Below are 11,452 nucleotides of genomic sequence, written 5' to 3'. Positions count from 1 at the left end.
TCCGGAAGGCGCTTTTTACGGTGACTTGGGCTCCTCGGCGAGTTCCGGGATCAGCCCGCACATCGCGTCCCGCTGGTCCTGGCCCATGACATCGCTGAGGGCTCGGGCGACCGTCGAGGCGAGCACGCCGGAGGCATCCTCCAGCAGGCCGCGCGCCTTCTCGGTGAGGCCCACCTCGATGCCCCGCTTGTCACCGCAGACCGACTTGCGGGTGACCAGACCGGCGTGGTGGAGGCAGGCGATCTGGTAGGTGAGGCGGGTCTTGGGGCGGCCCAGGAGCTCCGCGACGCGGGTCATGCGCAGACCGGTCCGGGGGTGCTGGGCGAGCAGGCACAGGATCAGGAACTCGTCGTGGGAGACGTCGAGCCGGTCCTTCAGGACGGACCGCAGTTCCTGCTCCACCGCCCCCATGGCCGCCAGCATCACCATCCAGGCGCGCAGCTCCCTGGGCAGCAGTCCGCCGTCCTGCGCGGACGGACATTCGGGCAGGTCGGTGGAGTGCTCCTCGGGGTCGGCCATGCTGTCGAGTCTACCTGTTGTTCAATTTTGGACGGAATGGTTGTCCAGATTTGGATGATGGGCTAGCGTGCAGTCATCCAATTTTGAATCACATCAGTTGTGACTCAGCCCCCGCTCCCTGGAGAAGATCATGACCGTCGCCGTCGAAACCGGACTGTGGCAGCTGGACGCCGCCGCCTCCACCGTCGCCCTGCGCCACAAGACGATGTGGAACCTCGTCACCGTCAAGGGCACCTTCACCGGTGTCGGCGGCCAGGGCGAGGTGAAGGCCGACGGTTCCGCCACGGGCACCATCACCCTGGACGCCGCCTCCCTCGACACCAAGAACAAGAAGCGCGACGAGCACCTTCGCTCCGCCGACTTCTTCGATGTCGACAACCACCCGGAGATCACCTTCGCCGTCCGCAGCGCCGAGCTGCGCTCCGGCGACACGGTCGAGGTCACCGGTCAGCTGACCGTGCGCGGCATCAGCCGCCCGCAGACCGTCACCGCCCGCCTGGTCGGCAAGGACGCCGACGCGCTCACGCTGGACGCCGAGTTCACCGTGGACCGCGCCGAGTTCGGCCTGGGCTGGAACCAGATGGGCATGATCCGCGGCCTGACCACGGTCACCACCACGCTCCGCTTCGTGCGCGCCGGAGCCTGACGACTCCTCAGCCCTTCTTCCCGGCCCGCGTGTAGAAGCTCTTCGCCGCCAGCCGGACGTCCATGCTGGACAGCGTCTGCGGTGTGGGCGTGAAGACCCGCACACGCACCCGGGTGTGCCGCCCCGGCACGGTGAACTTCCCCTCGGGCGGGCGGAGTTCGTACTGTGTCGTGGCGTGCGCCGACAACGTGGTCGGCCCGCTCGCGATCGACCAGAACTGACGCATGCCCTGGCCGGTGGTCACCATGAAGTGCGGTGCGAGAGCGCTGTCGTCGGTGTTGGTGACCTGCAGCGACAGCCGGGTGACCACCGTCGCGGACGCCCGGCGCACCGAGGCGACCTCCATCCGCAGCGGCGGCTTCCCGGTGACCGCCACGACCGCGGACACCAGCGCCGGGGTGACGACCAGCGCAGCCGCCACGCCCAGCGCCGTACGCCGCCTCGGGCCGGTGAGCGGACGAGGACGCGGCTGCCAGGCGCCGGTGAACTCCGCCGCCGGCGCGGTGACGGCGGCCGCGAGCCACAGCGGCGTCATCATCAGGTAGTAGCCGTCCTGGGACCGGGTCGCCAGGAAGAACGCGCACCAGGGCAGCACCGTCGCCGCGGGCCCCAGCCGGCGCGGGAACAGCACCAGCAGCGCGAGCAGCCCGGCGGCCAGCAGCAGGCTCGCGTACCCGTACCAGTCGAGCCTGTCGCTGCCGTTCGTGAAGTACAGCGAGACGTCCACGAGCCCCTGCCCGTGCAGGGTCGCCCCCTGGATCAGCGGCAGCGCGATGCCCTTGATCCAGGTGCCGGGCTCGCTCACGGCGAAGTATGTGTTGATCAGCAGCCACACCAGCGCGGCGATGCCCGTGATCCGCAGCACCACCAGCGCCGCCGCGCGCCCGCCCAGCTCGCCCCGGCGCACCGCGTAGATCCCGGCCAGCAGGAACGGCGCGAGGAACCACGGCAGTTGCTGGGCCGCGCAGGCGGCACCCAGGCAGACGGCCCGGGCCACTCCGGGCATCCCGAGCCGGCCGCCCCGTCCGATCCGCGGCCAGCGCACCACCACCGGAATCAGCAGGGCCAGCGCGGTGATCGCCGGGTAGCCGAGGCGGCCGTAGTTCGGCAGCAGCCCGAAGCCGAGGCACACCATGGTCGCCGCCGGCCGCCACTGTGCGGGCAGCATCCGCCACAGGGCGATCGTGCCGAGGATCAGCGCGCCCGTGCTCAGCGCCGTCGCCGGGGCGCCGCCGTGGCCCAGGAACAGCAGGGGCGCGGTCAGCAGCGGGCTCAGCGGGGGATAGCCGTAGGTGAAGTCGTAGCCGCCGGTGACCGTCGGGGTGAGGGCGATGCCGTGGGTGAAGAGCCAGGGCCAGGGCTGTCCGTAGATCGGGTGCCCGGCGACCAGTTCCCTCGCGGCCTGCGTGGTCAGGACCGCCTCGTCGCTGCCGCCGTGGTCCATGACCCACGCGCACAGGGCGAGCGTCACCGCGGTCGCCAGCACCACCAGGTCCAGCCGGGCGAGCGAACGCGTCCGGCGCACGACGAGCGCCAGCACCCCGCAGACCAGGATCGACGCGTAGCAGGCCGATATCACCGCGGCCACGAGGGGGCGATGGCTCGCCGCCGACGTCCAGACGTTGCGGGTGCCGATGAAGAGACTGATGTCGGCGAGCAGGGTCAGGACCCGGTGCCACTGCGCGGGGGGTTCCGGTGCGGCGGACACCGCCGACTGCGTCCGCCGGCCGGGTGTCACCTGTCGTGTTTCTGCCAAGTGCACATCGGGGACGGTAGTGGCGCCGAGTGAGCGGTACGTGGCTGGACGTGAAGAGTCCGGTGTGAGGGGGGTAAGACCAGGTATGCCTGGCTCGATGTGACCCTTGTGACGGTCGCGGACCGTGTCGCTGTTCGGCCGAACGGGTGACTTGCCGTAAGAATTGGCCAGTGCAATCAGTGAAGGCGAGTCAGTTCGGGGGGAGCCGGTGAACAGTCACGACGTCACCGATGAGCAGTGGGAAGGGCTCGCCCAGGTGGTGCCGTTGCGGGGACGCGACGCCTGGCCGTCCTCGGTCGGGCACCGGGCGTTGCCCGACGCGGTGACGGAGACCCGGCGCCGCTTCGTCGTCCTGCGCGTCAACGTCTTCGCCGACGCCCGCGACGTCGCCGAGACCCTGATGGCCGGTGTGCCCGTCCTGCTCGACCTCAGCGGCGCCGAGAGCGAGGTCGCCAAGCGCGTCCTCGACTTCAGCACCGGAGTCGTCTTCGGCCTGGCCAGCAAGATGCACCGGGTCGACCGCAACGTCTTCCTGCTGACACCGTCGGGCACCGAGGTGACGGGCCTGATGGAGGGGGCGGGAGTGTCGGGCGGCTGAGCGCGCGGGGAGCTGTCGGACCGCCGGGCGGCTGAACGTGCAGGGGGCCCGTCGGACCCTCGGGGTCACATCGCTTCACGGCGGTCCCCCGATCGTGGGAAGCCCGTCACGGCGGAACGGTTCGCCGGTGGAGCGGAGTCCTACGGTCCGGACATGAGCGTGTCATCGCACCCACGGTCCACGACCACGGCTCCCGAACGCCCCACCGCGATCCGCCCCTGCGTCACCGAGCTGCGGCTGGCCGCGTTCGCCGGGCATCGGCGGGCGGGGTTCGGGCTCGGTCCGGTCACCTTGCTCGCCGGGTCCAGCGGGGCCGGGAAGACGACCGCGTTACGGGCGTACGAGGCGCTCGCCCGGCTCGGTGGCGGTGCCGCGGTCGACGAGGTCTTCCTCGACGCGAGTGCCTGCGTGCCCGACCGTGCCCGGCCCGACACCCAGCGCCGCCGGGGCTTCCGCATCGGCTGTACGGCCGACGGCCCCGAGGGGCCGGTCCGGCTCGACGTCGCCGTACAGGCCGAGCCCGAACTGCGCATCGTGGGCGAGCGGTTGACGTCCGGTGGCTTGGTGCTGCTGGAGACCGCGCTGCGCGATCCCGCCCGCCGCTGTGTGCAGGCCGCCTGGCACACGGCCGGTTCGGCGCCGGTGACCCGCGCCCCGCTGCCCGACGACCGGCTCGGCACGACGCTTCTTCCGCTGCGGGTGGCCGGCAAGACCGACGGACAGCGCCGGGTGCTCGCCGCCGCCGAACAGATGGTGGTCGCCCTCCGCTCCGTCTTCGCCTGCGACCCGCGCCCCGACCGCATGCGGTCCCCGGTGCCGATGGGCTCCGGCCGGCTCCTCGGCGGCTGCGACAACCTCGCCGACGTCCTGTGGCGCACCCGCACCGAGTGCGGCCGCCGCCACGCCCTGCTCGTCGCGGCGGCGGGCGCGGGGTGTGCCGGGCCGGTGACCGACATGCTCGCCGAACCGCTCGGCGACGGCACGGTCCGGGGCGTGCTGGACCGGGGCGACGGTTTCCGGACGCCCTTCGCCCGCCTGGGCGACGGTGAACTGCGGTACCTCGCCCACGCCCTGGTTCTGCTGACCGGCCCCGGCGTGCTGGAGGTGGACCCGGCCGGCGAGGTGCCCGCCGCGATGCAGACGCTCACCGTGCTCGCCGACGCCTTCGACCGGTCCCTGGACCCGCGCCAGCGACGCGAACTGACCGACCTCGCGGTGCGCATGGGCGCGCGCGGTCACATCCGCTTCGTGGCCGCGGTCGCCGACGCGTCCTGGGCGGAGGGGACGGACGGGGTCACAGTGGTACACCTGGATCCGTGAACGAACCTCTTGATGTGGCGAAACTGCAGCGCAGACTGGCCGAGTTCGCGGCGGCGCGGGGCTGGCAGCCGTACCACACCCCCAAGAACCTCGTCACCGCGCTCAGTGTCGAGGCCTCCGAACTGGTCGAGATCTTCCAGTGGTTGACGCCCGAGGAGTCCGCACGCGTGATGGACGACCCGGACACGGCGCACCGGGTGCGGGACGAAGTGGCCGACGTGCTCGCGTACTTGCTCCAGCTGTGCGAGGTCCTCGGCGTCGACCCGCTCGCCGCGCTGGACGCGAAGATCGACCGCAATGAGCGGAGGTTCCCGGCGCCGTAAGGAGCGGAGGTTTCAGGCGCCGTAAGGAGCCGTACGCTCCGTTTTCACTCTCCGAAGTCGAAATCTGCTTCGAAACCGATTCGTTGTCCACAGATTTCCGCCTTCCTCTGGCTTTTCGTCCCGGGCACCTTCACTCTGGGTAGTGGACAACGGAGTTCGGGCAGACGCGTGGGCAGCGCGTGGAGACGGACGGGGGCAGCGCATGGACGCTGTGCGGCTCATCGTGACGAGCAGGCGGGCGCTGGCGGTGGGCGGCGACGCGCCCGAGATCCTGACGGAGGTGTGGCAGGCGCAGGCCCTCGCCCAGGCGATAGGCAGCCGCCTCGCCGTCGCCGGACCACCCGAACTGCGGGGCGAGGCACTGGGGTTGACGGAGCTGGCGGGCCGCGGCTGCGGGGTGCTGGACGAGCCCCGGCTGGCGCCCGGGGACCTCCGCGCGGCCCAGCTGACCGAACTGGGCGACGCCCGCCAGGCCCTCAGCTACCTCGGCGGCTTGCTCGGCGAGGTGGGCATCGCCCTGGTGGGCCTGGCCTGCGCGGCGGACGACGAGGGTACCTACTGGCAGTGCATGGAGGCCATCGACGCCGCGGACGAGTCCAGGGACCGCGTCCGCGAGATGCTCCGCAAACTGACGGACGGGGAGCAACGACTGCCGGAGAGAGAAGCCGGCTAGGCCGGTTCGGGGGAGCGGTGCGCTGTGCGATGCCGAGCCCCTCACCGACCGAGCGGAGACGCGGGAGCGATCGGCTGCGCTGCAAGGAGGATCCGCCGGCCCGACCGGGCCCCACCACGGCGAGCGACACGAAACGCCGGGCCGCGCTTGACTGACGCCATGCGGGGGAGGGGCGGCGGTGACGCGGCTGCGGGGGCCTTCGAGGGAGAGGCGGTGAGGCGGCTGCGGGGGTACCGCGCGGCAGAGGAGGCGGCAAGGGGGTTACGGGGGAGAGGCGGTGACGCGCGGCGGCAAGGCACTGCGCGACAGTGGCGGCGCCAACGCGGCTGCAGGGGGCCGGCCGGGGCGACACGGCGCCGGTCATCGGCGCGGACAACCCCCGTGTACGGCGGCGACGCGATTTCACGCGACCAGGAATCGGTGCTCCGGGAGGGACCGATGGGATGGACCGGCACCGACAGGTGCAGGATGAACGCATGGACCTCCGTATCTTCACCGAGCCCCAGCAAGGGGCCGACTACGACACCCTGCTCGCCGTGGCGAAGGCCACCGAAGACCTAGGGTTCGACGCCTTCTTCCGCTCCGACCACTACCTGAAGATGGGCGACGTCGACGGTCTCCCCGGCCCCACCGACGCCTGGATCACCCTCGCCGGCCTGGCCCGCGAGACCCGCCGCATCCGCCTCGGCACCCTCATGACGGCCGGCACCTTCCGCCTCCCCGGCGTGCTCGCCATCCAGGTCGCCCAGGTCGACCAGATGTCCGGCGGCCGAGTCGAACTCGGCCTGGGCGCCGGCTGGTTCGAGGAGGAGCACAAGGCGTACGGCATCCCCTTCCCGAAGGAGAAGCTCGCCCGCCTGGAGGAGCAGCTCGAGATCGTCACCGGCCTGTGGCGCACCAAGCTCGGCGACACCTTCGACTTCCACGGCACCTACTACGACCTCACCGACTCGCCGGCCCTTCCCAAGCCCGCCCAGGAGAAGATCCCGGTGCTGATCGGCGGCCACGGCCCCACCCGCACCCCCCGCCTCGCCGCCCGCTTCGCCGACGAGTTCAACATGCCGTTCGCCTCCGTCGAGGACAGCGAGCGCCAGTTCGCCCGCGTCCGCACCGCCGCCGAGGAGGCCGGCCGCAAGGGCGACGACCTCGTCTACTCCAACGCCCTCGTCGTCTGTGTCGGCAAGGACGACCAGGAGGTCGCCCGGCGTGCCGCCGCCATCGGCCGCGAGGTCGACGAGCTCAAGGCCAACGGTCTGGCGGGCTCCCCGGCCGAGGTCGTCGACAAGATCGGCCGCTACGCCGAGGTCGGCGCCCGCCGCGTCTACCTCCAGATCCTCGACCTGCACGACCTGGACCACCTGGAGCTGATCTCCGCCCAGGTGCAGCCTCAGGTGACCCAGGAATGATCGACCCAGGAATAAACGAAGGCGCCGGTCGACCGCCTGTGCGAAGGTGAGACCGTCGTCCTGCCGAGCCCCCAGGATCACCCTTCCTGGGGGCTCTCGTGCGTACGGCACCCGAACCGTTCACCCGTCGGAGAGTCTCCGCATGTTCCTGACCATCACCACCACCGGCACTCCCGAACGCCCCGCGACCGACCTCGGCTACCTGCTGCACAAGCACCCCGACAGGGCGCAGGCGTTCTCCACCTCCTACGGCACGGCGCACGTCCTCTACCCCGAGGCCGATACGCAGCGCTGCACGGCGGCCCTGCTGCTCGAGGTGGACGCGGTGGCCCTGGTCCGGCGGGGCAAGGGCAGGGGACGCGGCGGTGCCCCCGACGCGGCCCTCGCGCAGTACGTCAACGACCGCCCCTACGCGGCCTCCTCACTGCTCGCCGTGGCGCTCAGCGGCGTTTTCTCCAGCGCGATGAAGGGCGCCTGCCACACCCGCCCCGAACTGCCGGACCAGGCACGGCCCCTGCGCATCGAGATACCCGCACTGCCCGCCCGCGGCGGCCCCGGTCTCGTACAGCGTCTCTTCGAGCCGCTGGGCTGGACCGTCACCGCCGAACCGGTCGCGCTGGACAGCGAGTTCCCCGAGTGGGGCGACTCGCGGTATGTGCGGCTCGTCCTGGAGTCCGAGGCGCTGACCCTCGCCGAGGCGCTGCGTCATCTCTATGTCCTGCTCCCCGTCCTCGACGACGCCAAGCACTACTGGGTGTCCGCGGACGAGGTCGACAAGCTGCTGCGGGCCGGTGAGGGCTGGCTGGCCGGGCACCCGGAGCAGAAGCTGATCACCAGCCGTTACCTGTCCCGCCGCTGGTCGCTGACCCGGCAGGCGATGGAGCGGCTGGAGCTGGTGCGGCTCGCGGAGGCCGACGACAGCGAGGTCGAGGACATCGACAACGCGGTCGAGGAGGAGACCGGGACGGAGGAGAAGCCGACGCCGCTCGCGGTGCGGCGCCGGGACGCGATCATCGAGGCGCTGCACACGTCCGGCGCCGCGCGCGTGCTCGATCTCGGCTGCGGACAGGGCCAGTTGGTGCAGGCGCTGCTCAAGGACGCGCGGTTCACCGAGATCGTCGGCGTCGATGTGTCGATACGCGCCCTGACCATTGCCTCCCGGCGGCTGAAGCTGGACCGCATGGGGGAGCGGCAGGCCTCGCGCGTCAAGCTCTTGCAGGGTTCGCTCGCGTACACCGACAACCGGCTCAAGGGGTACGACGCCGCCGTGCTCAGCGAGGTGATCGAGCACCTCGACCTGCCCCGGCTGCCCGCCCTGGAGTACGCGGTGTTCGGCGCGGCCCGTCCCCGCACGGTCCTGGTGACCACCCCGAACGTCGAGTACAACGTCCGCTGGGAGTCCCTCCCCGCGGGCCATGTGCGGCACGGCGACCACCGCTTCGAGTGGACCCGCGAGGAGTTCCGCGCCTGGGCGGGCGCGGTGGCCGAACGGCACGGCTACGACGTGGAGTTCGTGCCGGTCGGCCCGGACGACCCGGAGGTCGGGCCGCCCACCCAGATGGCCGTGTTCAGGATGACCACCGAGAAGGAGGCGAAGGCGGCATGACCGAGACAGCACCCGGCAGGGGACGGGTCCTCCCCGTCACCGACCTCTCCCTCGTCGTGCTCGTCGGCGCCTCCGGCTCCGGCAAGTCGACCTTCGCCCGCCGGCACTTCAAGCCGACCGAGGTGATCTCCTCCGACTTCTGCCGCGGCCTGGTCTCCGACGACGAGAACGACCAGAGCGCGACCAGGGACGCCTTCGACGTCCTGCACTACATCGCCGGCAAACGCCTGGCCGCCGGCCGCCGTACGGTCGTCGACGCGACCAGCGTGCAGCAGGACGCCCGGCGCCAGCTGATCGACCTGGCCAAGCAGCACGACGTACTGCCCATCGCCATCGTCCTGGACGTCCCGGAGGAGGTCTGCGCCGAGCGCAACGCGGCCCGCACCGACCGGGCCGACATGCCGCGCCGGGTCATTCAGCGTCACATCCGCGAACTGCGCCGCTCCGTACGGCACTTGGAGCGTGAGGGCTTCCGCAAGGTGCACGTCCTGCGCGGGGTGGAGGACGTCGAGAACGCCACCGTCGTCACCGAGAAGCGCTTCAACGACCTCACCCACCTCACCGGTCCGTTCGACATCATCGGCGACATCCACGGCTGTGCCTCCGAACTGGAGTCGCTGCTGGGCAAGTTGGGCTACACCGACGGCGTCCACCCGGAGGGCCGTACGGCCGTCTTCGTCGGCGACCTCGTCGACCGCGGCCCGGACAGCCCAGGCGTTCTGCGCCGTGTGATGGCGATGGTGAAGTCGGGCAACGCCCTGTGCGTGCCGGGCAACCACGAGAACAAGTACGGCCGTTACCTCAAGGGCCGCAAGGTCCAGCACACCCACGGCCTCGCCGAGACCGTCGGGCAGATGGCGGGCCAGAGCGAGGAGTTCGTCGCCGAGGTACGGGAGTTCATCGACTCCCTCGTCAGCCACTATGTCCTCGACGGTGGCCGGCTGGTGGTCTGCCACGCCGGTCTGCCCGAGAAGTACCACGGCCGCACCTCCGGCCGGGTCCGCTCGCACGCGCTGTACGGCGACACCACCGGCGAGACCGACGAGTTCGGGCTGCCCGTGCGCTACCCGTGGGCGGAGGACTACCGGGGCCGCGCGGCCGTCGTCTACGGTCACACCCCGGTCCCGGAGGCCACCTGGCTCAACAACACCATCTGCCTGGACACCGGCGCCGTCTTCGGCGGCAAGCTGACCGCGCTGCGCTGGCCGGAGCGCGAGCTGGTCGACGTACCGGCCGAGCGGGTCTGGTACGAGCCGGCCCGACCGCTGCGCACCGAGGCCCCCGGCGGGCACGACGGCCGGCCGCTGGACCTCAACGACGTGCACGGGCGCCGGATCGTGGAGACCCGGCACTCGGGGCGGGTCTCGGTCCGTGAGGAGAACGCGGCCGCGGCCCTGGAGGTCATGAGCCGGTTCGCGGTAGACCCGCGGCTGCTTCCGTACCTGCCGCCGACCATGGCGCCGACGGCGACTTCGCACGTCGAGGGCTACTTGGAGCACCCGGCCGAGGCGTTCGCGCAGTACGCGGGGGACGGGGTCGAGCGGGTCGTGTGCGAGGAGAAGCACATGGGCTCGCGGGCGGTGGCGCTGGTGTGCCGGGACGCGGAGGCGGCACGCAAGCGGTTCGGCGGTGGGGGCACCTCCCGCTCGAGCGAAGCCGAGAGTGGGAGAGGTCCGACGGGTTCGCTGTACACCCGTACCGGACGGCCCTTCTTCGACGACCAGTCGGTGACGGAGGAGATCCTCGGCCGGGTTCGCACGGCCGTCACCGCAGCCGGCCTCTGGAGCGAACTCGACACGGACTGGCTCCTGTTGGACGCCGAGCTGATGCCCTGGTCGCTGAAGGCCTCCGGACTGCTGCGCTCGCAGTACGCGGCCGTCGGTGCCGCGTCCGGCGCGGTGTTCCCGGGGGCGCTGGCCGCCCTGGAGGGCGCGGCGGCGCGGGGTGTGGAGGTGGCCGGCCTGCTGGACCGCCAGCGGGAACGCGCCTCGAACGCGGCCGCGTTCACGGAGGCGTACCGGCGCTACTGCTGGACCACCGACGGCCTGGACGGTGTACGGCTGGCCCCCTTCCAGATCCTCGCCGTCCAGGGCCGCAGCCTCGCCGCGCTCCCGCACGACGAGCAACTGGCCCTGCTGGACCGGCTGGTGGAGCACGACGGCTCCGGTCTGCTGCAGACCACCCGACGGCTCCACGTCGACACCGGTGACCCGGAGTCGGTACGGGCCGGTGTCGACTGGTGGCTGGAGATGACGGGCCGTGGCGGCGAGGGCATGGTCGTCAAGCCGCTCGGCGCCCTGGTGCGCAGCAGCGAGGGCCGGCTGGTGCAGCCCGGCATCAAGTGCCGGGGCCGCGAGTACCTGCGGATCATCTACGGCCCGGAGTACACGCGCCCCGACAACCTGGCCCGTCTGCGCACCCGTTTCCTCAACCACAAGCGGTCGCTGGCGATCCGCGAGTACGCCCTGGGTCTGGAGGCCCTGGACCGCCTCGCGGAGGGCGAGCCGCTGTGGCGGGTGCACGAGGCGGTGTTCGGGGTGCTGGCCCTGGAGTCGGAGCCGGTGGACCCGCGGCTGTGAGTGCGGCCGGCTCCGGCATCCCGCGG

The 11,452-nt window shown here is 71.6% G+C and carries 10 protein-coding genes; 8 read left to right on the top strand and 2 right to left on the bottom strand.

Annotated features, from left to right (window positions below):
- Window positions 1-15: 15 nt before the first annotated feature.
- A complete protein-coding gene (locus ABZ453_RS40895; RefSeq protein ID WP_359023488.1) occupies window positions 16-519 on the bottom strand; it encodes a MarR family transcriptional regulator in 504 nt (167 codons plus the stop codon).
- A gap of 130 nt (window positions 520-649) precedes the next feature.
- Here ABZ453_RS40895 and ABZ453_RS40890 point away from each other — a divergent pair, with 130 nt between their 5' ends.
- Window positions 650-1,165, top strand: coding sequence for a YceI family protein (locus ABZ453_RS40890; protein ID WP_359023486.1), 516 nt, complete (start codon window positions 650-652; stop codon window positions 1,163-1,165).
- A 7-nt stretch (window positions 1,166-1,172) separates the two neighbouring features.
- Here ABZ453_RS40890 and ABZ453_RS40885 read toward each other — a convergent pair whose 3' ends face one another.
- Complete coding sequence (locus ABZ453_RS40885; RefSeq protein ID WP_359023484.1) at window positions 1,173-2,873, bottom strand: hypothetical protein; 1,701 nt, start codon at window positions 2,871-2,873, stop codon at window positions 1,173-1,175.
- A 256-nt stretch (window positions 2,874-3,129) separates the two neighbouring features.
- Between ABZ453_RS40885 and ABZ453_RS40880 the strand changes: the two genes are divergently transcribed.
- From ABZ453_RS40880 to ABZ453_RS40850, 7 genes are all read left to right on the top strand, one after another.
- Window positions 3,130-3,519, top strand: a complete 390-nt coding sequence (locus tag ABZ453_RS40880) for a cell division protein SepF (protein ID WP_133046090.1) — start codon at window positions 3,130-3,132, stop codon at window positions 3,517-3,519.
- Between the two features lie 153 nt (window positions 3,520-3,672).
- On the top strand, window positions 3,673-4,839 hold the full coding sequence (locus ABZ453_RS40875) for an ATP-binding protein (protein ID WP_359023482.1): 1,167 nt from the start codon (window positions 3,673-3,675) through the stop codon (window positions 4,837-4,839).
- A complete protein-coding gene (locus tag ABZ453_RS40870) occupies window positions 4,836-5,162 on the top strand; it encodes a nucleotide pyrophosphohydrolase (RefSeq protein WP_359023480.1) in 327 nt (108 codons plus the stop codon). Before ABZ453_RS40875 ends, ABZ453_RS40870 begins: the two co-directional genes overlap by 4 nt.
- A gap of 202 nt (window positions 5,163-5,364) precedes the next feature.
- Complete coding sequence (locus tag ABZ453_RS40865) at window positions 5,365-5,835, top strand: DUF6099 family protein (RefSeq protein ID WP_359023478.1); 471 nt, start codon at window positions 5,365-5,367, stop codon at window positions 5,833-5,835.
- A gap of 476 nt (window positions 5,836-6,311) precedes the next feature.
- Window positions 6,312-7,241 (top strand): LLM class F420-dependent oxidoreductase, encoded by a 930-nt coding sequence (locus ABZ453_RS40860; RefSeq protein WP_359023476.1) that lies wholly within the window; start codon window positions 6,312-6,314, stop codon window positions 7,239-7,241.
- 142 nt (window positions 7,242-7,383) lie between these two features.
- Window positions 7,384-8,847, top strand: coding sequence for a 3' terminal RNA ribose 2'-O-methyltransferase Hen1 (locus ABZ453_RS40855; protein WP_359023474.1), 1,464 nt, complete (start codon window positions 7,384-7,386; stop codon window positions 8,845-8,847).
- Window positions 8,844-11,426, top strand: coding sequence for a polynucleotide kinase-phosphatase (locus ABZ453_RS40850; protein WP_359023472.1), 2,583 nt, complete (start codon window positions 8,844-8,846; stop codon window positions 11,424-11,426). Before ABZ453_RS40855 ends, ABZ453_RS40850 begins: the two co-directional genes overlap by 4 nt.
- Window positions 11,427-11,452 lie beyond the last annotated feature (26 nt).

This window comes from Streptomyces sp. NPDC005799, assembly GCF_040630525.1.
GTDB lineage: Bacteria > Actinomycetota > Actinomycetes > Streptomycetales > Streptomycetaceae > Streptomyces > Streptomyces griseorubiginosus_B.
The sequence above is the reverse complement of the archived record's forward strand: the minus strand, read 5'-3'. Positions and strand labels throughout refer to the sequence as shown.

Bases quoted from the DNA above. Each gene is read 5' to 3' on its own strand.
- ABZ453_RS40850 (WP_359023472.1), top strand. From the start codon at position 8,844: ATGACCGAGACAGCACCCGGCAGGGGACGGGTCCTCCCCGTCACCGAC.
- ABZ453_RS40860 (WP_359023476.1), top strand. From the start codon at position 6,312: ATGGACCTCCGTATCTTCACCGAGCCCCAGCAAGGGGCCGACTACGAC.
- ABZ453_RS40895 (WP_359023488.1), bottom strand. From the start codon at position 519: ATGGCCGACCCCGAGGAGCACTCCACCGACCTGCCCGAATGTCCGTCC.
- ABZ453_RS40865 (WP_359023478.1), top strand. From the start codon at position 5,365: ATGGACGCTGTGCGGCTCATCGTGACGAGCAGGCGGGCGCTGGCGGTG.
- ABZ453_RS40855 (WP_359023474.1), top strand. From the start codon at position 7,384: ATGTTCCTGACCATCACCACCACCGGCACTCCCGAACGCCCCGCGACC.
- ABZ453_RS40890 (WP_359023486.1), top strand. From the start codon at position 650: ATGACCGTCGCCGTCGAAACCGGACTGTGGCAGCTGGACGCCGCCGCC.
- ABZ453_RS40875 (WP_359023482.1), top strand. From the start codon at position 3,673: ATGAGCGTGTCATCGCACCCACGGTCCACGACCACGGCTCCCGAACGC.